Annotated in this window: 32 protein-coding genes and 1 pseudogene; 32 read left to right on the top strand and 1 reads right to left on the bottom strand. The window is 55.9% G+C overall.

Annotation, left to right across the window (positions count from 1 at the left end):
- The 30 genes and pseudogenes from ACR0J0_RS20325 to rpmD all read left to right on the top strand — a co-directional run.
- Positions 1-90: EF-Tu C-terminal domain-related protein (locus ACR0J0_RS20325; protein WP_211330766.1), on the top strand; the 90-nt coding region annotated here is incomplete at its 5' end.
- Positions 91-376: 286 nt separating this feature from the next.
- Positions 377-1621: a cation:proton antiporter domain-containing protein gene (locus tag ACR0J0_RS20320; protein WP_480665814.1), complete on the top strand. Its 1245-nt coding sequence runs from the start codon at positions 377-379 to the stop codon at positions 1619-1621.
- Positions 1617-1789, top strand: a pseudogene (locus tag ACR0J0_RS20315) (EF-Tu C-terminal domain-related protein); the annotation flags it as partial. The gene ACR0J0_RS20320 and the pseudogene ACR0J0_RS20315, both read left to right, overlap by 5 nt.
- A 271-nt stretch (positions 1790-2060) precedes the next feature.
- Positions 2061-2804: an FkbM family methyltransferase gene (locus ACR0J0_RS20310; protein WP_480665813.1), complete on the top strand. Its 744-nt coding sequence runs from the start codon at positions 2061-2063 to the stop codon at positions 2802-2804.
- 822 nt (positions 2805-3626) lie between these two features.
- Positions 3627-3941, top strand: a complete 315-nt coding sequence (gene rpsJ, locus ACR0J0_RS20305; protein ID WP_008756422.1) for a 30S ribosomal protein S10 — start codon at positions 3627-3629, stop codon at positions 3939-3941.
- Between the two features lie 15 nt (positions 3942-3956).
- On the top strand, positions 3957-4682 hold the full coding sequence (rplC, locus tag ACR0J0_RS20300) for a 50S ribosomal protein L3 (RefSeq protein WP_170351686.1): 726 nt from the start codon (positions 3957-3959) through the stop codon (positions 4680-4682).
- On the top strand, positions 4679-5296 hold the full coding sequence (gene rplD, locus ACR0J0_RS20295; protein ID WP_155148664.1) for a 50S ribosomal protein L4: 618 nt from the start codon (positions 4679-4681) through the stop codon (positions 5294-5296). Before rplC ends, rplD begins: the two co-directional genes overlap by 4 nt.
- Positions 5293-5589 (top strand): 50S ribosomal protein L23, encoded by a 297-nt coding sequence (locus ACR0J0_RS20290; RefSeq protein WP_480665812.1) that lies wholly within the window; start codon positions 5293-5295, stop codon positions 5587-5589. Before rplD ends, ACR0J0_RS20290 begins: the two co-directional genes overlap by 4 nt.
- Positions 5590-5730: 141 nt before the next feature.
- On the top strand, positions 5731-7647 hold the full coding sequence (locus tag ACR0J0_RS20285; RefSeq protein ID WP_480665811.1) for a DUF3604 domain-containing protein: 1917 nt from the start codon (positions 5731-5733) through the stop codon (positions 7645-7647).
- A 1-nt stretch (position 7648) separates the two neighbouring features.
- Entirely contained in the window at positions 7649-8353 is a 705-nt protein-coding gene (locus ACR0J0_RS20280; protein ID WP_480665810.1) for a hypothetical protein, read from the top strand.
- 302 nt (positions 8354-8655) lie between these two features.
- Complete coding sequence (locus ACR0J0_RS20275; RefSeq protein ID WP_480665809.1) at positions 8656-9450, top strand: hypothetical protein; 795 nt, start codon at positions 8656-8658, stop codon at positions 9448-9450.
- A 253-nt stretch (positions 9451-9703) separates the two neighbouring features.
- The gene (gene rplB / locus ACR0J0_RS20270; RefSeq protein WP_008757664.1) at positions 9704-10546 is read left to right on the top strand and encodes a 50S ribosomal protein L2; all 843 of its coding nucleotides are present in this window, start codon (positions 9704-9706) and stop codon (positions 10544-10546) included.
- A 3-nt stretch (positions 10547-10549) separates the two neighbouring features.
- The gene (gene rpsS, locus ACR0J0_RS20265; RefSeq protein ID WP_005980699.1) at positions 10550-10828 is read left to right on the top strand and encodes a 30S ribosomal protein S19; all 279 of its coding nucleotides are present in this window, start codon (positions 10550-10552) and stop codon (positions 10826-10828) included.
- Between the two features lie 3 nt (positions 10829-10831).
- Positions 10832-11212, top strand: a complete 381-nt coding sequence (rplV, locus tag ACR0J0_RS20260; protein WP_039538267.1) for a 50S ribosomal protein L22 — start codon at positions 10832-10834, stop codon at positions 11210-11212.
- Positions 11212-11922, top strand: a complete 711-nt coding sequence (gene rpsC, locus ACR0J0_RS20255) for a 30S ribosomal protein S3 (protein ID WP_008758042.1) — start codon at positions 11212-11214, stop codon at positions 11920-11922. The genes rplV and rpsC overlap by 1 nt, the downstream gene beginning before the upstream one ends.
- Before the next feature lie 12 nt (positions 11923-11934).
- Positions 11935-12348, top strand: coding sequence for a 50S ribosomal protein L16 (gene rplP / locus ACR0J0_RS20250; protein ID WP_085823145.1), 414 nt, complete (start codon positions 11935-11937; stop codon positions 12346-12348).
- Between the two features lie 144 nt (positions 12349-12492).
- On the top strand, positions 12493-13041 hold the full coding sequence (locus ACR0J0_RS20245; RefSeq protein ID WP_480665808.1) for an amino acid synthesis family protein: 549 nt from the start codon (positions 12493-12495) through the stop codon (positions 13039-13041).
- A 50-nt stretch (positions 13042-13091) separates the two neighbouring features.
- Complete coding sequence (locus ACR0J0_RS20240; RefSeq protein ID WP_480665807.1) at positions 13092-13712, top strand: 2OG-Fe(II) oxygenase family protein; 621 nt, start codon at positions 13092-13094, stop codon at positions 13710-13712.
- 144 nt (positions 13713-13856) lie between these two features.
- Complete coding sequence (locus tag ACR0J0_RS20235) at positions 13857-14372, top strand: hypothetical protein (protein WP_480665806.1); 516 nt, start codon at positions 13857-13859, stop codon at positions 14370-14372.
- Positions 14373-14528: 156 nt separating this feature from the next.
- The gene (gene rpmC, locus ACR0J0_RS20230) at positions 14529-14735 is read left to right on the top strand and encodes a 50S ribosomal protein L29 (RefSeq protein ID WP_010437082.1); all 207 of its coding nucleotides are present in this window, start codon (positions 14529-14531) and stop codon (positions 14733-14735) included.
- Between the two features lie 4 nt (positions 14736-14739).
- Positions 14740-14970 (top strand): 30S ribosomal protein S17, encoded by a 231-nt coding sequence (gene rpsQ, locus ACR0J0_RS20225; RefSeq protein WP_170495397.1) that lies wholly within the window; start codon positions 14740-14742, stop codon positions 14968-14970.
- A 76-nt stretch (positions 14971-15046) separates the two neighbouring features.
- Complete coding sequence (gene rplN, locus ACR0J0_RS20220; protein WP_008757934.1) at positions 15047-15415, top strand: 50S ribosomal protein L14; 369 nt, start codon at positions 15047-15049, stop codon at positions 15413-15415.
- Between the two features lie 2 nt (positions 15416-15417).
- Positions 15418-15729 (top strand): 50S ribosomal protein L24, encoded by a 312-nt coding sequence (rplX, locus tag ACR0J0_RS20215; protein ID WP_155148683.1) that lies wholly within the window; start codon positions 15418-15420, stop codon positions 15727-15729.
- On the top strand, positions 15722-16282 hold the full coding sequence (rplE, locus tag ACR0J0_RS20210; protein WP_170334098.1) for a 50S ribosomal protein L5: 561 nt from the start codon (positions 15722-15724) through the stop codon (positions 16280-16282). Before rplX ends, rplE begins: the two co-directional genes overlap by 8 nt.
- A 19-nt stretch (positions 16283-16301) precedes the next feature.
- Positions 16302-16607, top strand: coding sequence for a 30S ribosomal protein S14 (rpsN, locus tag ACR0J0_RS20205; protein WP_068340744.1), 306 nt, complete (start codon positions 16302-16304; stop codon positions 16605-16607).
- A gap of 13 nt (positions 16608-16620) precedes the next feature.
- Positions 16621-17013: a 30S ribosomal protein S8 gene (gene rpsH / locus ACR0J0_RS20200; protein ID WP_155148687.1), complete on the top strand. Its 393-nt coding sequence runs from the start codon at positions 16621-16623 to the stop codon at positions 17011-17013.
- 11 nt (positions 17014-17024) lie between these two features.
- Positions 17025-17558 (top strand): 50S ribosomal protein L6, encoded by a 534-nt coding sequence (rplF, locus tag ACR0J0_RS20195; RefSeq protein ID WP_475228290.1) that lies wholly within the window; start codon positions 17025-17027, stop codon positions 17556-17558.
- Positions 17559-17569: 11 nt separating this feature from the next.
- Entirely contained in the window at positions 17570-17929 is a 360-nt protein-coding gene (rplR, locus tag ACR0J0_RS20190; protein WP_010437103.1) for a 50S ribosomal protein L18, read from the top strand.
- A gap of 116 nt (positions 17930-18045) precedes the next feature.
- Positions 18046-18615 carry a 30S ribosomal protein S5 gene (gene rpsE / locus ACR0J0_RS20185; RefSeq protein ID WP_155148691.1) on the top strand — a complete coding sequence of 190 codons (570 nt, stop codon included), beginning with the start codon at positions 18046-18048 and terminating at the stop codon, positions 18613-18615.
- Positions 18616-18627: 12 nt separating this feature from the next.
- Positions 18628-18816: a 50S ribosomal protein L30 gene (gene rpmD, locus ACR0J0_RS20180; protein ID WP_074736195.1), complete on the top strand. Its 189-nt coding sequence runs from the start codon at positions 18628-18630 to the stop codon at positions 18814-18816.
- An 85-nt stretch (positions 18817-18901) separates the two neighbouring features.
- Here the strand turns inward: rpmD and ACR0J0_RS20175 are convergent, their stop codons facing one another.
- The gene (locus ACR0J0_RS20175; protein ID WP_480665805.1) at positions 18902-19894 is read right to left on the bottom strand and encodes a glycosyltransferase; all 993 of its coding nucleotides are present in this window, start codon (positions 19892-19894) and stop codon (positions 18902-18904) included.
- Positions 19895-20153: 259 nt separating this feature from the next.
- Between ACR0J0_RS20175 and ACR0J0_RS20170 the strand changes: the two genes are divergently transcribed.
- On the top strand, positions 20154-20588 hold the full coding sequence (locus ACR0J0_RS20170; protein WP_480665804.1) for a GFA family protein: 435 nt from the start codon (positions 20154-20156) through the stop codon (positions 20586-20588).
- Between the two features lie 153 nt (positions 20589-20741).
- Complete coding sequence (locus ACR0J0_RS20165; RefSeq protein WP_480665803.1) at positions 20742-20957, top strand: DUF1127 domain-containing protein; 216 nt, start codon at positions 20742-20744, stop codon at positions 20955-20957.
- Positions 20958-21138 lie beyond the last annotated feature (181 nt).

Genomic DNA, 21138 nt, shown 5'->3' with positions numbered 1-21138 from the left:
CCGATCGCGATGGAAGACGGCCTGCGTTTCGCCATCCGCGAAGGCGGCCGCACCGTCGGCGCCGGCGTCGTCTCGAAAATCATCGAGTAATCACGGTAAGTCGGGTTTCGACCCGACATAGCGTTGAAACTAAAGAAGGCCGCTCCCTTGGGGGCGGCCTTTTTTGCGTTTTCCTAACTCCGAAAACACCCTTTTCTAGTCGTTTTGATTTGTCCGGAACTCCGCGCCACTTTTTTGAATCGCAGGTCTTCGAATTCGGGAGTTTTCTGGTTGCCTCGACGGCTGTCAGGAGTGACGGTATGTTGTTTCATCACTTGACCTGATCCGCTTTTGAGGAGCTTGTTTGATGCAAACTTTGGTTCAAATCCATTAATTCATGGAAGACTACCTTCTTCTTTCTTTTATTCTTCTTGGGTCAGGCATCGCCATTGTCCCGATTGCCGTGTGGCTTGGGCTCGGGTCAGTTCTGGGTTTCCTCATTGCCGGGATGCTTCTTGGTCCTGTCCTGACTGCGCTGAATGTCGATGTCGTTAGCATGGAGCAGTTCGCAGAATTTGGCGTTGTCATGATGCTGTTTCTGATCGGGTTGGAACTGGCGCCAAAGAAGCTCTGGGACTTGCGGCGCAGGCTATTGGGGCTAGGCGGGCTGCAACTGCTTTGCACGACCCTGGCGATTATGGCGCCGGTGATGGCACTTGGCCAACAATGGCAGGTGGCGCTGGCTATCGGACTGATCTTTTCATTGTCGTCCACAGCCATCGTGCTTCAGACACTGCACGAAAAAGGTTTGCTCATGGGCAGTGGCGGGCAATCCAGCTTTTCGGTCTTGTTGATGCAGGACATCGCCGTGATCCCAATTCTCGCGATGTTGCCGCTTTTGGCGCTGCCCGACCTTGCCGCGATGGGGGGCAGCTCTGTTAGTCACGGACCCACGACAAGCACCGGGCATTCGTTGAATCTTGTGCAGGGCCTGCCCGGATGGTTGAGAGCGCTTGTCACGCTTGGTTCGATCACACTGGTCATTGTCGGCGGGTCTTATCTGATCGGACCAGTGTTCCGGTATGTCGAATCCGCCAATCTGCCTGAGCTGTTCACAGGTATGGCGCTTACCATTGTCGTCGGGGTTGCCGTGTTGATGATGGCCGTTGGTCTGACCCCGGCATTGGGCGCGTTCATTGCAGGTGTGGTGTTGGCCAACAGCGAGTATCGCAATGCACTGGAAAAAGAGATCACTCCGTTCAAGGGGCTGTTTCTTGGGTTGTTTTTTGTCAGCGTCGGGGCCTCGGTGAACTTCAGATTGATGGTTGATCACATCGGTCTGGTTGTCGCGCTGACCCTTGGTGTGATGATCATCAAGGCAGTGGTTCTTTTCGCTCTGGGCCGATTGTTTGGCATTTCCGGCGCAGGCAATTGGCTGTTTGCGCTGGGGATGGCGCAGGCCGGAGAGTTCGGGTTTGTGCTGTTGTCTTTTTCGGTCGCTACGCATGTATTGAATGCTGATCTGGCGAATACTCTGATTATTGTCGTTGCCTTGTCGATGGTGCTGACTCCGCTGTCTTTTTTGTTTTACGACAAGGTCATTTCACCCCGGTATGCGCCGTCTGCCGCGTCTGAAGATTAGCGGCACCGTGGCCCCGGCCGAGGGCACTGAGATAGTCAGCCTAGAGACATGGTGCCGCTCGGTGTTGAATTGATCGCCCCGATCGCGATGGAAAACGCTCTGCGCTTCGCGATCCGCGAAGGCGGCCGCATCGTCGGGGGCAGCGTTGTCTCGAAAATCATCGAGTAAGTCGCTCCCGCGAATACCGACAGAAAGGGCACCCAAAAGGGCGCCCTTTTTTGTTAACCCTCTCCCAGGCCATAGTGAGACGAGGGCTGGTGAAATCTGCGATCGACAACCACACCGACGCAAACTACCCGAACAGGCGTTCATTGGGCCGTTTTGTAGTTTGGGTAGGGCTATAGCTGCGGTGAGTTTTGCAAGTTGCATTGTCCAAAAAAGTGCTCATAAATATCTCAGTCGATCCACTCTGAAGCGAACGTTCAGGGAATTCTTTACAATGCACGAAATCGTACAAAGGCTGTCCAGGCGTTTGAAGCGCAGCTATGAGGTTCTGCCGAACAAAGAGACAGGCAAATACATCCGCAGTCTAGGTTTTGACGTCCGAACCGTCATTGATGTTGGGGTCGCCGGTGGAACCGCGCATCTGTATGAGGCATTCCCCGACGCCAAGTTCGTTTTGATCGAACCGATTGCAGAATACGAAACAAAGCTTCGAAGAAACTGGTCGGGCAAAATCGACTTCGACTTTCATGCCTGCGGTGTCGGGGCGGAGGGCGGGCTGACAACGCTGCGTATCCCAACGGTTGGTACCCGGTTGATGGGGACACGCGCGACCATGCTGGAATTCGAAGAATCCGCCACAGCGCAGATGTCAAAAATCGAAGAACGGCAGGTGCCGGTGAAGACTCTTGACGAGGTTGCGTCAAACTACGAAGGGCCATTCGGTTTGAAAATTGATGCGGAGGGTTACGAAATCGAAGTCATTCGGGGCGCCTCAGAATTGTTGAAAAACTGCGCCTTCGTCTTGTCCGAAGTTTCAATTCGCCGCCGTTACCGCGGCGGCTATAAGTTCAGTGATTTCGTCTCGGTTATGGCCGGTCATGGGTTTGAGTTGCACGAGTTCATTCGGCTTCCGTCACCGCAAGCAACCGATTGCGACGCGATTTTTGCGCCTTTTGACAGCGCTTTGTTCGACTATCGGGATTTGAAGCTTTCGCGCATGGCAAAGAGGAGGCGCTAGGTCGCAGCGCTGAGACGAAAATCACGGCATAAGGCAACTTACCGACTGGTAGGCGGTCGTTGCTCTGCAGGGGCAAGGAGAGCCCGCCCCGTTGAACAGTAAAAGGCCGTCCCTCGGGGGGCTTTTGTTCTTGCCTACGCTTTTCAACTATGGCTTTTCCAACGGCAATTAATCGAATGGCGTTCGGAAACGTAATCCAGAACAAAACCGTGGCTGCCAACCCTGGCCCAAAAAGGACAATGATGATCATCCAACCGGGTGCTTGTATTAGGCCGAACCACGCTCCTGACAGTGCAAAGAACAGAAAAGTCAGAAGTAGCACTACACCTCCGATTTTCTTCGAACAGTAAATGACTTCTTGGGGAACTGCCGTTGTGTTGTGTCGTCTGAAGTAGAATATCGCTGCCAAGTATGACCCAATCGCAAACGGTAATACCGCAGTGAAATCTGGGCGAAAGTCTCGACTATGCCAAAGCGACCGAAAGGCACGCCCCGAGTTATACCCATTAAATCGTGGGAGAAAATGGAAACGAGATGGGATTCCGCAATGCCGGGTATCAAAAATGACCAAAACTGCCAGAATGATTTTGACACGATCTCTGCTCGCTTAGAACAGCCACCTCTGTTCAATCGTGGTTATGTCGTCGCTTTGGGAAAAGGTAAGAAATACACCCTTGCCAAACCCCGCCAACCCCACTAATACGCGCGAGTTCTCAACAAGAACATCAAGGCGGGGAGATTCCCGCCTTTTGGGTTCGAAGAGGGTTGGCGATGCGCGTCTGTCCTCCTCTCAACCTCAACGCCTGATAAAAGGCTGTTAATATGCAAAGCCAAAACATCCGTATTCGGCTGAAGGCATTTGACTATCGCGTTCTGGATGCCAGCACGCAAGAGATCGTCAACACTGCCAAGCGGACCGGCGCGAACGTGCGCGGCCCGATCCCGCTGCCGAACAAGATTGAGAAGTTCACGGTTCTCCGTGGCCCTCACGTTGACAAGAAATCCCGCGACCAGTTCGAGATCCGTACGCACAAGCGTCTGCTCGACATCGTTGATCCGACCCCCCAGACCGTTGACGCGCTGATGAAGCTCGACCTCGCGGCTGGTGTGGACGTCGAGATCAAGCTGCAGTCGTAATCGGAGGGTATGAGAATGCGCTCTGGTATTATCGCAAAAAAAGTCGGCATGACCCGCCTGTTCATGGAAGACGGCAAGCAGATTCCTGTGACCGTACTTCACCTGGACAACCTGCAGGTCGTTGCACAGCGCACCGCTGACAAAGACGGCTACACCGCCGTTCAGCTGGGTGCCGGTGCTGCCAAGGCAAAACGCACCTCGAAGGCCATGCGCGGTCACTACGCCGCTGCCAAGGTCGAGCCCAAGCGTAAGCTGGCCGAGTTCCGCGTCTCCGAAGATGGCCTGATCGAAGTGGGCGCCGAGATTTCGGCAGAACACTTCCTGGAAGGTCAGAAAGTTGACGTTTCGGGTACCTCGATCGGTAAAGGCTTTGCCGGTGCAATGAAGCGCCACAACTTCGGTGGTCTGCGCGCTTCGCACGGTGTTTCGATCAGCCACCGTTCGCACGGTTCGACCGGTCAGTGTCAGGATCCGGGCAAGGTGTTCAAAGGCAAGAAGATGGCCGGTCACATGGGTGCTGCCCGTGTTACCACCCAGAACCTGGAAGTCGTCAAAACCGACGCCGACCGTGGTCTGGTCTTCATCAAAGGCGCCGTTCCCGGACCGAAATCGGGCTGGGTTACCGTCAAGGACGCCGTGAAGAAGAAAGCACCGGAAGGCCTGCCTTTCCCGGCTGCTGTGAAATCGGCTGCAACCGAAGCACCTGCGGAAGAAGCTCCCGCGGAAGGTGGTGAAGCATGAAACTTGATGTAATCAAACTGGACGGCGGCAAAGCCGGCGACATCGAGCTGAACGCCGATCTGTTCGGTCTCGAGCCGCGCGCGGACATCCTGCACCGTGTGGTCCGTTGGCAGCGCAACAACGCGCAGGCTGGCACCCACAAGGTCAAGACCCGCTCGGAAACCAGCTACTCGACCAAGAAGATCTATCGCCAGAAGGGCACTGGTGGCGCACGCCATGGTGACCGTAACGCGCCGATCTTCCGCAAGGGTGGTATCTACAAGGGCCCGACCCCTCGTTCGCACGGCCACGACCTGCCGAAAAAGTTCCGCAAGCTTGGCCTGCGCCACGCTCTGTCGGCAAAAGCCAAAGCAGGTGAACTGGTTGTGATCGAGAACGCCGAAGCCGAAGGCAAGACTGCCGCTCTGGCCAAACAGGTTGCAAACCTGGGCTGGAAACGCGCTCTGGTCATCGACGGCGCGACTGTGAACGAAGGTTTCCTGAAGGCGTCGCGCAACATCGAAGGTCTGGATATCCTGCCGTCGATGGGTGCAAACGTTTATGACATCCTCAAGCGTGACACCCTGGTGCTCACCAAAGCGGCTGTCGAAGCACTGGAGGCTCGTCTGAAATGAGCGCGAAGGCAGAACACTACGACGTGATCCGCAAGCCGATCATCACCGAAAAGTCGACCATGGCGTCCGAAAACGGCGCGATTGTCTTTGAAGTGGCGATCGACAGCAACAAGCCGCAGATCAAAGAGGCCGTTGAGGCGCTGTTTGGTGTGAAGGTCAAAGCGGTGAACACCACCGTGACCAAAGGCAAGGTCAAGCGGTTCCGCGGCCAACTGGGCAAGCGGAAGGACGTCAAAAAAGCATACGTCACCCTGGAAGAGGGTAACACCATCGACGTTTCCACCGGTCTCTGATCGGACCGTCTTTGGAAATAGATGAAAACCCCCGCGAAAGCGGGGGTTTTTCGTTTCTGGACCCGACGTTTTGGGGGGCGGTGGTTTTCTCACCCGGTTATGGTATTCTGATCTTTGAATGCCTGGATTGGGGGATTAGAGATGTTCGTTTTATCGCGACAGCAAGGTTTCGTTTGTGCCAGCGCAATGGTGGTCGCTTTCATGTCCTTCGGTGCGCATGCTTTCGAAGGATCCGTCGATCCCGAGGCAGTGGGTCTGGAAGAAACGTACTCGCCCTTTGTGGGGCGCTCGTACCCGGACACCGTTTTGTTCGGTGATCTGCACTTTCATACCGAGATCTCATTTGATGCCGGGCTGATCGGCACTTCTCTGACCATTCACGACGCGTTCCGCATTGCCCGCGGTGACAAGATCATCTCAAACACCGGTCAGCCAGTGCAACTTATCCGCCCGTTGGATTTCCTGGCGATCACAGAACATGCCGAAATGCTTGGTCTGGCGACGGCGATCCGAACGTCGAACCCGCGGTTGCTGCAGGATGAATGGGGCAAACGCATACATGATCAGTTCCGGGAAGGGCAGGAGGCCCGAATGTCGGCTTTTGCGGAAATCATCGACATTGGCACCGTTCAGGGCCGCGATCCAACGGCTGGTCTGAATCTGGATGGGGACCTTTGGCTGGAAATCGTCGAGGCGGTGGATCAGTATAACGAGCCGGGGCAGTTTACTGCGTTGAGCGGCTTCGAATGGACCTTTACCCCTAAGGGCGACAACCTGCACCGCGTGATCTTGTTCGGTGACGGTGCGGACAAAACCAGCCAAACAAAGCCGCTTACATTCTTCGAAGCGCCGGACCCACAGATGCTGTGGGAGTATCTTGAGGGATACGAGGCAAGCACCGGAGGGCAAGCCATCGCGGTGCCCCACAATGCCAACATGTCGAACGGGTTGATGTTCAGCAAAAACAAGTTTGATGGTTCGCCCATGGACGCTGAATACGCAACGCAGCGGATCCGTTGGGAGCCGATGCACGAAATGACGCAGATTAAGGGCGATGAGGAAACCCATCCGAGCCTTTCGCCGGATGACGAGTTCGCGGATTTCGAGAGCTGGGACGTCGCCAATCTTTCGGGCACGGCTGCCAAAACGCCAGAGATGTTGCGGTATGAATACGCGCGGTCTGCCCTGAAGGTTGGTCTGGAGTTGGGGCGTGAGATTGGCGTCAATCCCTACAAATTCGGTCTCTACGGAACAACCGATGCTCATACGGCTATTCCAACGACCAGAGAGGATAATTACTTCGGCAAGTACCAGCACACCGAACCCTCGGCCAATCGCCACAACATCGATGTGATCCCGGCCGAAGACCCGGCGTTGCGGATCATAACCGCGCAAGAGTCGGCTGCCGGGCTGACAGCGGTTTGGGCTCGGGAAAACACGCGGGCCGAAGTCTTTGGGGCCATCACCCGGAAAGAGGCTTATGCAACCACCGGCAGCCGTATTCGCGTGCGTGTGTTCGGCGGCTGGGAGTTTGAAGAAGCGGACCTGAACGCTTCGGACTTTGTTTCCAACGGATACCAGAATGGCGTGCCGATGGGGGGCGATCTGACCAGCGCTCCTGTGGGCGGCACGCCGAGTTTTCTGATCCGGGCCTTGCGCGACCCTGACGGCGCAAATCTGGATCGGATTCAGGTCATCAAAGGTTGGCTGGATGCCGAAGGCAAATCGCACGAACGCATCTATGACGTCGCCGTGTCAGACGGTCGGGAAATCGATGAGGATGGGCGTGCACGCGCGCCGGTCGGAAACACGGTTGATGTTGAAACAGCCACCTACACCAACTCAATTGGCGCGACCGCGTTGGCGGGCCATTGGCAAGACCCCGAATTCGACCCGGCCGAGGATGCGTTCTACTACGTGCGTGTCATCGAAATCCCCAAGCCCAGATGGACAACCTATGACGCGGCGTTTTACGGAGTTCCACTGCCCGAGGCCGTTCCGCCAACCGTTCAAGACCGGGCCTATACCTCGCCAATCTGGTACACGAGCGGAAACTGAGTTGTCAAAAGGACGCCCCGGTAAGCCCGATGACCGAGAAACCAGGCGGCGCTTTGAAGCCAAAAACGGGTCCTTGGTGCAGCGTATTCTGAGACTGTTTTCTGGCCGGGCCGAGCAGCCCATTGGGGCTGAACCTGCCCAGGAAACCGAAGCAGCGCGCGCGCAGGTGATCGAACAGATGCGCGCGTTTAGCGCCGAGCCCTATTTCCAGATTGCGGATGAAACTCTGGGGCTATTGTCGGTTTTTGATGATCTGAAATGCGACCGGGCGGATGTGGACATGGTGTCTCCGGCAATGCGCAAGCACGTGGTCGGCAAGCTCGGCCCGCTGGGGTTTCGTCAGATTTCCGGCGCAGTGTTGGAGCATCCGCAGGCCGACATGCGCGTGCACATCCCCAAGTTCCACGCTCTTGGCGCGTCGCCCTTTGACATCACGCGCTACACTGACAAACGCCCGCAGGACTACTGCCTGCTGACGCCTACGCAGGTGGCTTGTCAGTACGTGGATCACTATGAGCTGGACGACGCGGTGCAACGGATCGAGGCGTTGATTGCGAAGCACCCGATCAACCTGCTCAAACTGGCGGATTATCTGGAAGGCAAACCCAAACACCGCGCCTTTCGCGAGGTGCTGGGCCATATCAAGCTCAAGCAGAGGATCGCGGTGGAGTCCGAACCGCTGTGCCGCAGGCGGTCCCTTGGATAAGAGCACAAGCCGCGCCAGCGACTGCCCGTGGGATGGCGCTACTACGACAGATCAGTGCACTTTATTGTGACACATACATCCGAACTCAAACCGAGGCGCAAACGGCCCCAAAGCGCCAGCCCGGCGGGACGGGCAGTCGCTGGCGCGGCGGCCTTCGGCCTTGGCTCCGTAGTTTGGTGCGTGACTAAAAGCAATTAGGTAAGCAAGTGTGACCGAAGAAAAGGGTGGCACCATCGGAGTGTCTAACGGTCTCTGATCGGACCTGTTTTTGGATAGAATTAATCGTCGGTGCGCATTAGTTGATGACAAAAGGCACCATGGGTTTGTTTGCACGGCCATATTTAAGTCAAGAAAACAGACTATCGGGCGTGTTCGGTCCAATTTATGAAATGAGAGACTTGGAATTAAAATTTATGTCTACCGACAATGCTCGTCTGCGAGACTGGCCTTCATTCGGGCCGATTTGTAAAAAAGTTGAGTTTGAGTTGATTCCGAAACTCGAAGGGTTCGGGTTTGCGAAGGATAGTTCTGACTCAGCCCAGAAGGTCCCACGCTATGCTCTATTTTGGTGGCCAATGTACTACAGGCTCTCACCGGGAGTAATGTGTTACATCGAAATGTTTGCATCGGCACCTATAAACCCGGAGCTTTCACTTGTGGCTTCTGCTTTTGAAGTTCGGAATTTGAAACTCACTGATGAAGAGGTTTTAGAGAGTATTCACGGGGATCAAAGTAGTGTGCGCCCCATCACTGATTTAAAGGGGCGTATAGAATACCTCGAGCTCTATCGCAGCAATACAATCCCTTTGGGTAGAGTTTTGAAGCTATGCATAACTCCGCTTTCCTATCTTGATTCGAGCGGCTTCAAACCAAAATTACGCATCATTCGACGTATCGCAGTCTATTTCGCATTTTTGCTGTGCGCTCTACTGACGTTAATATTGCTGCCGGTCATTGGATATTGCGGGTTGAGAAATGCAGCATGGTGCGAAGCAATTGAAAATGGAACCTTTCACGGTGTCTCAGGCATAGTAGATCGCGCTTGCAAGGCTTCCAAAGGGTTTGTCCCAAAGATTAAGAGTACCTTTCTGCCCTGACTGACCGAATAAAGCGCGTGATCGCTCGTTTCCCATCGCTGTCGGATTAGCGACCAGCCAAGAAGCTTCAAAGTTCCTATAGACACCCACCCCCAACACTGCTAAACGCTCCCAATCTTGCGGCCTCGGATTCGTTCCGGGGCCTCTGATATTTGTAACCGGGGACCTTCGGGGCCCTATACCCTTGGCACCTACGGGGGCCTATCACATAGCGGGGAAACTCCCTGCACTTGCTAAACGGAAGACAGAAAGCATGGCACTCAAGTCGTACAAGCCGACGACGCCGGGCCAGCGCGGGCTGGTGCTGATCGACCGTTCGGAGCTTTGGAAAGGACGTCCGGTCAAGTCTCTCACTGAGGGTTTGACCAAATCGGGCGGCCGGAACAACACCGGACGGATCACTTCACGCCGCCGCGGCGGTGGCGCAAAGCGTCTCTACCGGATCGTTGACTTCAAACGGAACAAATTTGATGTCGCGGCAACCGTCGAGCGGATCGAATATGACCCGAACCGGACCGCATTCATCGCACTGGTAAAATACGAAGACGGCGAGCAGGCATATATCCTGGCTCCGCAGCGTCTGGCTGTTGGTGACAAAGTCGTGGCATCCGCCAAGGCCGACATCAAGCCGGGCAACGCAATGCCGTTCTCGGGCATGCCGATCGGTACCATCGTCCACAACATCGAGATGAAGCCTGGTAAAGGCGGTCAGATCGCACGTGCGGCCGGTACTTACGCTCAGTTCGTTGGTCGCGATGGCGGCTACGCTCAGATCCGTCTGAGCTCGGGCGAGCTGCGCATGGTCCGTCAGGAATGCATGGCCACCGTTGGTGCCGTGTCCAACCCCGACAACTCGAACCAGAACCTCGGTAAAGCCGGTCGTATGCGCCACAAAGGCGTTCGTCCGTCGGTTCGTGGTGTTGCAATGAACCCGATCGATCACCCGCATGGTGGTGGTGAAGGTCGTACCTCGGGTGGCCGTACACCGGTTACGCCGTGGGGTAAGGACACTAAGGGTAAGCGTACCCGCAACAAGAACAAAGCGTCCCAGAAGCTGATCATCCGCTCGCGGCACGCCAAGAAGAAGGGACGTTAATCCATGTCTCGCTCTGTTTGGAAGGGTCCTTTCGTCGATGCTTACGTGCTGAAAAAAGCCGAAGCAGCGCGCGAGTCGGGCCGCAACGAAGTCATCAAAATCTGGTCGCGTCGTTCCACCATTCTGCCCCAGTTCGTGGGTCTGACCTTTGGTGTGTACAACGGCCAGAAGCATATCCCGGTAAACGTCTCGGAAGACATGATCGGTCAGAAGTTCGGTGAATACTCGCCGACCCGCACCTATTATGGCCACGCCGCAGACAAAAAAGCGAAGCGGAAGTAAGTCATGGGCAAGGAAAAGAACCCCCGCCGCGTGGCTGAAAACGAAGCAATGGCGAAAACGCGCATGCTTCGCACCAGCCCGCAGAAACTGAACCTGGTTGCGCAAATGATCCGCGGCAAGAAAGTTGAGAAGGCTCTGACCGACCTGACTTTCTCGAACAAGCGTGTCGCGCAGGACGTCAAGAAGTGCCTGCAGTCCGCAATCGCGAATGCCGAAAACAACCACAACCTGGACGTTGACGAGCTGATTGTCGCCGAAGCATGGGTTGGCAAGAACCTGGTCATGAAGCGTGGTCGTCCGCGTGCCCGTGGCCGTTTCGGCAAGATCATGAAGCCGTTCTCGGAGATCACCATCAAGGTGCGTCAAGTTGAGGAGCAAGCCTAATGGGTCATAAAGTAAATCCGATCGGCATGCGCCTGCAGGTCAACCGCACCTGGGACAGCCGCTGGTACGCCGACACCAAGGACTACGGTGATCTTCTGCTGGAAGACCTCAAGATCCGTGAGTTCATCAACAAAGAGTGCAAGCAGGCCGGTGTTGCCCGTGTGATCATCGAACGTCCGCACAAGAAGTGCCGCGTTACGATCCACACTGCACGTCCCGGTGTCATCATCGGCAAGAAAGGTGCGGACATCGAAGTTCTGCGCAAAAAGCTTGCGCGGATGACCGACAGCGAACTGCACCTGAACATCGTCGAAGTGCGCAAGCCCGAGCTTGACGCGCAGCTGGTTGCCGAGTCCATCGCTCAGCAGCTGGAGCGCCGCGTCTCGTTCCGCCGCGCGATGAAGCGGTCGGTTCAGAACGCCATGCGCATGGGCGCCCTGGGTATCCGGGTGAACGTCGCTGGTCGTCTGGGCGGCGCCGAAATCGCACGGACCGAGTGGTACCGCGAAGGCCGCGTGCCTCTGCACACCCTGCGTGCCGACATCGATTACGCACATGCCGAAGCGATGACCCCCTACGGGATCATCGGGATCAAGGTCTGGATCTTCAAAGGTGAGATCATGGAGCACGATCCGCAGGCACGTGACCGTAAAGCACAGGAACTCCAGGACGGCCCTGCACCTCGTGGTGCTGGTGGCGGTCGTCGCTAAGGAGGGAAAGATATGCTTCAACCAAAGCGTACTAAATTCCGCAAGATGCACAAAGGCCGGATCAAGGGCGAAGCCAAGGGCGGCTCTGATCTGAACTTTGGCACCTACGGCCTGAAAGCTCTTGAGCCTGAGCGTGTAACTGCACGCCAGATCGAAGCTGCACGTCGTGCCATGACGCGTCACATGAAGCGTCAGGGTCGTGTCTGGATCCGCATCTTCCCCGACACTCCGGTCACTGCAAAGCCGATCGAAGTTCGTATGGGTAAAGGTAAAGGTTCGGTCGACCGCTGGGCATGCAAAGTCAAGCCTGGCCGCGTGATGTTCGAGATCGACGGCGTCAATGACGACATCGCCCGCGAGGCCCTGCGCCTGGCCGCGATGAAGCTGCCGATCAAGACTCGCGTCGTGGTTCGCGAAGACTGGTAAGCGATTGGGGGAAACCCCGCTCGTGACAAGACTATCCCCCGTCGGGAAACCGGCGGGGGTTTTCGTTTTGATTGGGGCCGCAAATTAGTTCGACGCGACGGCAAAGCGTACTTAGGCTGACAGCGAAAAAATCGGGAGGCTATCATGGTACGACTGCGAAAGAAGGTGTTCGTCAAGGAAGTGATCACCACAGATCAACTGGGGCAGCCTTGCGCCCCTATCAGCCGCGTCGCCGCATTGGCGGTGGTTCGAAACCCTCTTGCTGGCACTTATACAGAAGACCTCTCAGAGTTGTTTGAGATCGGGGCTTTGCTTGGTGAAGAACTCGCCAGAGAAGCCATCGAACAGTTGGACGGTGAGACAATCTCGTACGGGAAGGCAGCGATTGTTGGTGTGAACGGCGACCTTGAGCAGGGCGGGGCGGTTATCCATCCAAAACTTGGCGCTCCGATGCGTACTGCGGCTGGTGGCGGTGAGGCTGTAATCCCCTCGAATGCCAAGCTGGGCGCACCGGGCTGTGCGATTGACCTGCCGCTTGGGCACAAGGACAATCCATGGTCGTTCGACCATTTCGACACAATGACGCTGAACATTCCCGATGCACCAAAACCGGATGAGATCGTACTGTGCCTGGCCTATGCGGATGGGGGTCGCCCGATACCGCGCTGCGGCAAAGGGCCTATCAAGACGTAACCCGCCAACATGGGCTGGCCTTGTCGAAGGGGCTGGGTTATGCCCGGCCCATGGCACAGATTGAATCACTTTTCGTAACCCGTCTTTACCGCGCAGCTTTGTCCGAGTTCGATCCCAAGATCGACACAGAGGAATTGGAAAGCTCCTGCCTTGTCATCGCCGAGGATGATGAGGCCGGGCAGGAATGGTGTGAGGAGAACGGTTATCCCGGTTACACTAGCTATGCCTCACTGACCGATCTGCCCTGGCGTTTCCCGATCTTCGCCGATCTGGTCAAGGCGCTGGATCAACACGTGGCGGCCTTTGCCAAGGATCTGGAGTTCGATCTGGGCGAGGGGGAGCTGAAGCTTGAGGACCTATGGATTAATATTCTGCCCGAGGGCGGAATGCACTCCAGCCACCTGCATCCGCACAGCGTAATCTCGGGCACGACCTATGTGGCGATGCCCGAAGGGGCCAGCGCGCTGAAACTGGAAGACCCCCGCTCAGGCCGCATGATGGCGGCACCGACGCGGATCAAGGGTGGTCGGCGAGATTTACAGCCGTTCATCTATATGAAGCCACAGGTGGGGGACGTCCTGCTGTGGGAAAGCTGGTTGCGCCACGAAGTGCCGATGAACATGGCCGAAGAAGAGCGGATTTCGGTGAGTTTTAATTACAAATGGGAGTGAAGCGTTGTTTTTGCCTGCACGCAATTCCCCTCTGTTTGTCATAGATGAACAAGCTACATTGATAACAGTGACTTCCGCATGAATTGATCCTATGGGCTAAACTGCAAACTTGGGTTGTGACTGATCCAGTTGAAGGCAGCTAATATGCCCATAAAGATCGGAAGGATCATCGATAAAATGTCAAAGGCAGTAATTCACTATATTTTTGCAGTTTTCTTAGCTTGGGCAGCCGTCCTGCTTTATTTGTCTGTGGCGAGTAAGCCGGCCTATTTAGGGATGGTTTTAAGACTTGCCGCGTTAGCGCCGATCTTTCTGGGCCGTGTGGCACGCGTTCAACTGATGCAATTACCCGAGGTTGAAAAGAAACCTCTTTGGGGTTTCCAATTGCCAACTGTCGCGGCTGTTTTCAGTTTGGCTTTCTTATTCGAAGCAGCTGTCAGCTACCTTTTGGCCCAATCCGCCGGATTGCCGATTGATCTCCTCGACGTCATTGGTGCGCCCATGGACAAGCGTTACTTTCTGCCAGTGTTTGGAAGCGTTAGTTTTTGGTTTAGCGCCACCGCTGTAGCCCTGATCGCGACATTCATTACAATTCCATTCGGGCTGGCGTATCGGCCGCGTCATGATGACGGCGATATTGGTGCGAATATACAAGGCTAAATCTTTCCCTTGCCACCCACCCGCCAAACCCTTATACGGCGGCATCCTGCGATCTCCCGGCGTTGTCGGGCGATTCGTATGTCTATCATTCATCCACCAGGTCCAAGGTGACCCTGTCAGGGGGCCTTCTGGTGTTTTGAGCAAAGGAAAAAGGCGATGAACGCCCAAGAACTGCGTGACAAGACCCCGGACCAGCTCCGCGAGGAACTGGCCAACCTGAAGAAAGAAAGCTTTAACCTGCGCTTTCAACAGGCAACCGGTCAGCTGGAAAACACCGCCGGCATCAAAGCGGCCCGCCGCAATGCTGCCCGCGTCAAAACCATTCTGAACGAAAAGGCCGCTGCTGCGGCATCCGAGGAGTAATCTGATGCCCAAGCGTATCCTGTCCGGCACTGTAACAAGCGACGCAAACGAACAGACCGTAACCGTTCTGGTCGAGCGCCGTTTCAAGCACCCGCTGCTGCACAAAACCGTTCGTAAGTCCAAGAAGTACCGGGCTCACGACGAAAAGAACGCCTTCAAGGTCGGCGACACTGTACGTATCATCGAATGCGCGCCGAAATCGAAGACGAAACGTTGGGAAGTTCTGGAAGCGTAAGCTTCCGGGATTTTTCCATTTGTCGAAACCCTGGGGGATCTAACGAGACCAGCCCCCACAGGTCGGGAGAAACCACATGATCCAGATGCAGACCAATCTGGATGTCGCTGACAACTCCGGCGCTCGCCGAGTTCAGTGCATCAAGGTCCTGGGTGGTTCCAAGCGTAAATACGCCTCCGTTGGCGACATCATTGTCGTCTCGGTGAAGGAAGCCATCCCACGCGGCCGCGTAAAGAAAGGTGACGTCCGCAAGGCCGTCGTCGTACGCACCGCCAAAGAAGTCCGTCGCGAAGACGGCACCGCGATCCGTTTCGATCGCAACGCCGCCGTCATCCTGAACAACAACAACGAGCCCGTAGGTACCCGTATCTTTGGCCCCGTTGTTCGCGAACTGCGCGGCAAGAACTTCATGAAAATCATCTCGCTGGCTCCGGAGGTGCTGTAATCATGGCTGCTAAACTCCGCAAAGGCGACAAGGTCGTCGTGCTGGCCGGCAAGGACAAGGGCAAAGAGGGAACCATTTCCTCGGTTGACCCGAAAGCCGGTAAAGCTGTTGTCGATGGCATCAATATCGCCATCCGTCACACCCGTCAGACCCAGAACAGCCAGGGTGGTCGCCTGCCTCAGGCAAATCCGATCGAGCTGTCGAACCTGGCTCTGCTGGACAAGAACGGCAAAGCAACCCGCGTTGGCTTCCGCATGGAAGGCGACAAGAAGGTTCGCTTCGCCAAGACCACAGGGGACGTGATCGATGCTTGATAACGCAACCTACACCCCGCGTCTGAAAGCTCAGTACGCTGAAACCATCCGTGCCGCTCTGAAAGAAGAGTTCGGCTACAAGAACGACATGCAGCTGCCCAAGCTGGAAAAAATCGTTCTGAACATCGGTTGTGGTGCTGAGGCCGTCAAAGACTCTAAGAAAGCGAAAGCTGCTGTCGAGGATCTGACTGCAATTGCTGGTCAACAGGCCGTTGCGACCAAGGCGAAAAAGTCGATCGCGGGTTTCCGCGTCCGTGAAGATATGCCGCTGGGTGCGAAAGTGACCCTGCGCGGTGACCGGATGTACGAATTCCTGGATCGCCTGATCACCATCGCGATGCCGCGTGTTCGTGACTTCCGCGGTGTTAAGCCGTCTTTCGATGGTCAGGGCAACTTTGCCATGGGCATGAAAGAGCACATCGTGTTCCCGGAAATCGACTTCGACAAAGTCGACGAAGTCTGGGGCATGGACATCGTAATTGCCACCACAGCGAAAACCGACGCTGAAGCAAAGGCACTGTTGAAAGCTTTCAACATGCCGTTCAACGCGTAAGCGCCGGGAGGATTGAGACATGGCTAAAAAAGCAATGATCGAACGCGAGAAGAAGCGCGAACGCCTGGTGGCCAAATATGCCGCAAAGCGTGCCGAGCTGAAAGAAATCGCGAATGACGAGAGCCGCCCGATGGAAGAGCGCTTCAAAGCGCGTCTGAAACTGGCGAAACTGCCGCGCAACAGCTCGGCTACCCGTCTGCACAACCGCTGTCAGCTGACCGGTCGTCCCCACGCTTACTACCGTAAGCTGAAGGTCAGCCGTATCGCGCTGCGCGAGCTGGGTTCTGCTGGTCAGATCCCCGGCATGGTGAAATCGAGCTGGTAAGGGAGACATAGATATGAATGATCCTATCGGCGATATGCTCACCCGTATCCGCAACGCGCAAATGCGCGGCAAGTCCACCGTTTCCACCCCGGCTTCCAAGCTGCGCGGTTGGGTTCTGGACGTGCTGGCGGACGAAGGTTACATCCGTGGCTACGAAAACACGACCGGTGAAAACGGTCATCCGGCCATCGAAATCAGCCTGAAGTACTACGAAGGCACCCCTGTTATTCGCGAACTGAAGCGGGTCTCGAAGCCCGGTCGTCGCGTGTACATGGGCGTCAATGACATCCCGCAGGTCCGTCAGGGTCTGGGTGTGTCGATTGTCAGCACTCCGAAAGGTGTGATGTCGGACGCAAACGCTCGCTCCAACAATGTTGGTGGCGAAGTGCTCTGCACCGTCTTCTAAGGAGGTCTGCAATGTCTCGTATTGGTAAAAAACCGGTCGAGCTGCCCAGCGGCGTTTCCGCCTCTGTGTCGGGTCAGACCATCGAAGTCAAAGGTCCGAAAGGCACCCGTAGCTTCACCGCCACTGACGATGTGACCCTGTCGGTCGAAGACAACGTGGTCAAAATTGATCCGCGTGGTTCGTCCAAGCGTGCGCGTCAGCAGTGGGGCATGAGCCGCACCATGGTTGCCAATCTGGTAACCGGTGTGACTGAAGGCTTCAAAAAAGAGCTGGAGATCCAGGGTGTTGGTTACCGGGCACAGATGCAGGGCAACACCCTGAAGCTGAACCTGGGCTACAGCCACGACGTTGATTTCACTGCTCCGGAAGGTGTCACCATCACCGCGCCGAAGCAGACCGAGATCGTTGTGGAAGGTATCGACCAGCAGCAGGTGGGCGAAGTCGCGGCCAAAATCCGCGAGTGGCGCCGTCCCGAGCCGTACAAAGGCAAGGGCATCCGCTATAAGGGCGAGTTCATCTTCCGCAAGGAAGGCAAGAAGAAGTAAGGACGCAGACAATGGCAAACAGCAAAAGAACCCTGTTTCTGAAGCGCCGCCTGCGCGTTCGGAACAAACTTCGCAAGGTCAACGCGGGTCGTCCGCGTCTGTCCGTACACCGTTCGAACAAGAACATCAGCGTTCAGCTGATCGACGACGTACGTGGCGTGACCCTGGCATCTGCCTCGACCCTGGAAAAAGATCTGGGTGTTGTTGGCAAGAACAACGTCGAAGCGGCCACCAAAGTGGGCGCGGCCATCGCCGAGCGTGCCAAGAAGGCAGGCGTCGAAGAGGCCTATTTCGATCGTGGTGGCTTCCTGTTCCACGGCAAAGTGAAGGCTGTCGCCGACGCTGCGCGTGAAGGTGGTCTGAAGATCTAAGACCTGCGGGCGGGTTTCGATCCGCCCCGATGATCCGGGGGCCCTGGCGTTAGTCGGGGCTCACTTGGATTGAAGAAAACGGCGCCGAGAGCGCCACATGAGAAAAGGGATGCCAAATGGCAGAACGTGAAAACCGTCGGGGCCGTGGCCGCGACCGTGAAGAAGCACCGGAATTTGCAGATCGTCTGGTCGCAATCAACCGTGTGTCGAAAACCGTAAAAGGTGGTAAGCGCTTTGGCTTCGCCGCTCTGGTGGTTGTCGGCGATCAGAAAGGCCGCGTCGGCTTTGGCAAAGGTAAAGCGAAAGAAGTACCTGAAGCTATCCGTAAAGCGACTGAACAAGCCAAGCGTCAGATGATCCGCGTGCAACTGCGCGAAGGTCGGACCCTGCACCACGATATCGAGGGCCGTCACGGCGCCGGTAAAGTGGTTATGCGCACTGCACCTGAAGGTACTGGTATCATCGCCGGTGGTCCGATGCGTGCTGTGTTCGAAATGCTGGGCGTTAAGGACGTTGTTTCCAAGTCGCTGGGCTCGCAGAACCCGTACAACATGATCCGCGCCACCATCAACGGCCTGCAGAAAGAGCAGAGCCCGCGTTCGGTTGCCGCACGTCGTGGCAAAAAGGTTGCCGACATCCTGCCCAAGCGGGACGAAGCACCGGCTGCTGCTGAAGCAGAAGCGTAAGGAGAGCGAACCATGGCAAAAACCATCGTCGTAAAGCAGATCGGTTCTCCGATCCGTCGCCCCGCCGAACAGCGCGCAACCCTGATCGGTCTGGGCCTGAACAAGATGCACCGCACCCGTGAGCTGGAGGATACGCCTTCGGTCCGCGGCATGGTCAACAAGATTCCGCATCTGGTTGAGATCATCGAAGAGCGCGGCTAAGCCACTTTTAGGCTTTAGCCCGACTTCGGGAAAATCACGACGCCCCGGTCAGAAATGGCCGGGGCGTCTTGCTTTATTACGGGTGTCAAAGCTGTGTTGCGCGTTCGATAATCTCGATAAGGCGTTCGGAATACGTGCCCCATTCATTGTCTTGCCGCGCGTTATGATACGCCAGAACCGCGTCGCGCTTGGCGGTGATTTCTTCTGCGTTTTTGGGATTCAGAAGATATTGCAGTTTTGCGATGTTGGCATCGCGCTGCGCCGGGTCATACGAAATGACTGTTTCCTCAAATCCATAACCATCCCACCAGTCGGAATGCCCAACGACGACGCAACCGCGATGCAGGCATTCAAGCAGATTGACCGGCCCACTTTCCGAGGTTGAAAGGGAGGCGACCATCCCAAAACGTTTGAGCGTTGCGATTTCCCGGCTTGCCGTACTTTTGTCCAGCCACTTGGTACGGCGCGCGCGCCAACGCGTGCGCCAGCCGGTTTTGGCCATGTAATTCAGCAGCAGAGTCGAGTTTTTGCGCCACCCGCGATCCAGGATCAGCATGCGCATGTTTCGACGATCCAGTTGTCCTACGACCTGTTTGAACTCGGATTTGTCGACAAGATGGGGCCCATAAGCAAAATTCCCGTCAAACTGCTCGGTGAGCCTTTCGATACGGGCAATTGCATCTGGGTCGCTGTTTTGAACGCGATTTATGGCTACGTCATTCGTGAGGAAGTATGCGCCGGCCTTTCCCGTGAATAAACCTTCCAGTGGGCGTATGTCATCGATTTTGAACGTCTGCCCGAAATGTGTGACTTCGCTGCTTTCCCAACGGCTTTGTAGCAACGTGTCGTTCTCAAGGCCGATTATCTTGTCCGTCCGGTGATAGTTTTGGTTGGGCAGACATGTGAGAAGGTATTCGCCTTGATTGAGGTCCACAGGGCTGTTCCAGGGAACGACTTCAAGCGGCCATGATGTCCGGTTCTTCAAGCCCCAATAGGTGTTATACGCCAGTTGAGAATGCCAGGACCGGTCGTTTGGATAGGCGTCAGGCGGTTTGGGCAGAGAGAGAAACAACTTCAAGAGTCTGACACCTTTCGGACGAGAGCAGTAGGGCTGCTGGTAGGCTGTAGCAGTACAATATTCAAGCAATGGCCCGCTTCAAACGATGTGTGTTCAGGAACCGGGCCGTAAAGCAACCGCTGTCGCCGCATGTGTGTCCAGTGCGTCGCGTTTGAGGTGGAGCCTCAAACAAGACCGAGCAAACTGCGCCCCGTGTATTGGGAAAGATGTCCGCTGATGAGCGACCAAGCCTTGATGCACACGGCAACCACGCAGTCAAATGGAGAGATACATGGCAACCTGTGGGCAGTGCCTATGCGGGCAGACCCGATGGGTCTATGACGGAGAGGTCAACTGGGCGTGCTATTGTCATTGTGACGATTGTCGGCGCAACTGTGCTGCTCCGGTGGTCGCGTGGCTCGGCGTTCCTTTGAAGAATTTCCGGTGGATGGGGCATCCACCCAAGACTCTCGAGAGCTCAAAAGGAGTGCATCGGCATTTTTGTGAGAAATGCGGGTCACCAATGGGCTTTGAGGCGGATCACTATCCCGGGGGTATGCACCTTTATGCCGCGTCGATGGACGATCCCACAGAGTTCACGCCAACTTTCCATGTGAATTACGAAAGTAAGCTTCCATGGCTTCAGATGAACGACGGCCTCCCGAAATACCATGGCACGCTGCTGAATGCGCCAGACGATTTGAGGGATTATTGAGCCATACAGGCTCCGCCATTCCCAAAACGCATGGCGGCTAGACCAAAATCTGCGTTGTTAGCGATATCAAGCGCGCCTATCTGACGCTTGTCCAACCAAGGAACAAGAAAGCAATAACCGGGGAATACGCCTCGGTTCAGAAAGGAAGTTGATATGGCACATACAGCAACACAAACACATGGTGGCTTTAACCTGAGCGCCCGCATTGCAAACCTGATCGAAGGCATCCGGGAAACCCGCGCACAGGCGATTGAGTATCATCGCACCTATACCGAGCTTCAGCGGCTTACCAATCGTGAGCTTGATGACATCGGAATTCGTCGCTGTGATATTGCGGACATCGCTCGTGAGCACGTTTACAAAGCGTAAGCGCAGTTAAAGACGACCCGAAACAGAGGCGCCAATTCGGCGCCTTTTTTTCGTCCGGGTTGTGTGCGCGACACAGCCGCTTCGAAACGTTCATGGAACTGTTGCGAGTGAACGGGAAATCGGTCATGTGCCAATAGGGCAGCCGGATCCGGCCGCATCGAACTGAACGAAAAAAGGCCGG

Source organism: Ruegeria sp. BF12, assembly GCF_056538705.1.
Note: the sequence above shows the minus strand (reverse complement) of the source record. Positions and strands in the feature narration are given on the sequence as shown.

Bases quoted from the DNA above. Each gene is read 5' to 3' on its own strand.
- ACR0J0_RS20320 (WP_480665814.1), top strand. From the start codon at position 377: ATGGAAGACTACCTTCTTCTTTCTTTTATTCTTCTTGGGTCAGGCATC.
- ACR0J0_RS20310 (WP_480665813.1), top strand. From the start codon at position 2,061: ATGCACGAAATCGTACAAAGGCTGTCCAGGCGTTTGAAGCGCAGCTAT.
- rpsJ (WP_008756422.1), top strand. From the start codon at position 3,627: ATGCAAAGCCAAAACATCCGTATTCGGCTGAAGGCATTTGACTATCGC.
- rplC (WP_170351686.1), top strand. From the start codon at position 3,957: ATGCGCTCTGGTATTATCGCAAAAAAAGTCGGCATGACCCGCCTGTTC.
- rplD (WP_155148664.1), top strand. From the start codon at position 4,679: ATGAAACTTGATGTAATCAAACTGGACGGCGGCAAAGCCGGCGACATC.
- ACR0J0_RS20290 (WP_480665812.1), top strand. From the start codon at position 5,293: ATGAGCGCGAAGGCAGAACACTACGACGTGATCCGCAAGCCGATCATC.
- ACR0J0_RS20285 (WP_480665811.1), top strand. From the start codon at position 5,731: ATGTTCGTTTTATCGCGACAGCAAGGTTTCGTTTGTGCCAGCGCAATG.
- ACR0J0_RS20275 (WP_480665809.1), top strand. From the start codon at position 8,656: ATGACAAAAGGCACCATGGGTTTGTTTGCACGGCCATATTTAAGTCAA.
- rplB (WP_008757664.1), top strand. From the start codon at position 9,704: ATGGCACTCAAGTCGTACAAGCCGACGACGCCGGGCCAGCGCGGGCTG.
- rpsS (WP_005980699.1), top strand. From the start codon at position 10,550: ATGTCTCGCTCTGTTTGGAAGGGTCCTTTCGTCGATGCTTACGTGCTG.
- rplV (WP_039538267.1), top strand. From the start codon at position 10,832: ATGGGCAAGGAAAAGAACCCCCGCCGCGTGGCTGAAAACGAAGCAATG.
- rpsC (WP_008758042.1), top strand. From the start codon at position 11,212: ATGGGTCATAAAGTAAATCCGATCGGCATGCGCCTGCAGGTCAACCGC.
- rplP (WP_085823145.1), top strand. From the start codon at position 11,935: ATGCTTCAACCAAAGCGTACTAAATTCCGCAAGATGCACAAAGGCCGG.
- ACR0J0_RS20245 (WP_480665808.1), top strand. From the start codon at position 12,493: ATGGTACGACTGCGAAAGAAGGTGTTCGTCAAGGAAGTGATCACCACA.
- ACR0J0_RS20240 (WP_480665807.1), top strand. From the start codon at position 13,092: ATGGCACAGATTGAATCACTTTTCGTAACCCGTCTTTACCGCGCAGCT.
- ACR0J0_RS20235 (WP_480665806.1), top strand. From the start codon at position 13,857: ATGCCCATAAAGATCGGAAGGATCATCGATAAAATGTCAAAGGCAGTA.
- rpmC (WP_010437082.1), top strand. From the start codon at position 14,529: ATGAACGCCCAAGAACTGCGTGACAAGACCCCGGACCAGCTCCGCGAG.
- rpsQ (WP_170495397.1), top strand. From the start codon at position 14,740: ATGCCCAAGCGTATCCTGTCCGGCACTGTAACAAGCGACGCAAACGAA.
- rplN (WP_008757934.1), top strand. From the start codon at position 15,047: ATGATCCAGATGCAGACCAATCTGGATGTCGCTGACAACTCCGGCGCT.
- rplX (WP_155148683.1), top strand. From the start codon at position 15,418: ATGGCTGCTAAACTCCGCAAAGGCGACAAGGTCGTCGTGCTGGCCGGC.
- rplE (WP_170334098.1), top strand. From the start codon at position 15,722: ATGCTTGATAACGCAACCTACACCCCGCGTCTGAAAGCTCAGTACGCT.
- rpsN (WP_068340744.1), top strand. From the start codon at position 16,302: ATGGCTAAAAAAGCAATGATCGAACGCGAGAAGAAGCGCGAACGCCTG.
- rpsH (WP_155148687.1), top strand. From the start codon at position 16,621: ATGAATGATCCTATCGGCGATATGCTCACCCGTATCCGCAACGCGCAA.
- rplF (WP_475228290.1), top strand. From the start codon at position 17,025: ATGTCTCGTATTGGTAAAAAACCGGTCGAGCTGCCCAGCGGCGTTTCC.
- rplR (WP_010437103.1), top strand. From the start codon at position 17,570: ATGGCAAACAGCAAAAGAACCCTGTTTCTGAAGCGCCGCCTGCGCGTT.
- rpsE (WP_155148691.1), top strand. From the start codon at position 18,046: ATGGCAGAACGTGAAAACCGTCGGGGCCGTGGCCGCGACCGTGAAGAA.
- rpmD (WP_074736195.1), top strand. From the start codon at position 18,628: ATGGCAAAAACCATCGTCGTAAAGCAGATCGGTTCTCCGATCCGTCGC.
- ACR0J0_RS20170 (WP_480665804.1), top strand. From the start codon at position 20,154: ATGGAGAGATACATGGCAACCTGTGGGCAGTGCCTATGCGGGCAGACC.
- ACR0J0_RS20165 (WP_480665803.1), top strand. From the start codon at position 20,742: ATGGCACATACAGCAACACAAACACATGGTGGCTTTAACCTGAGCGCC.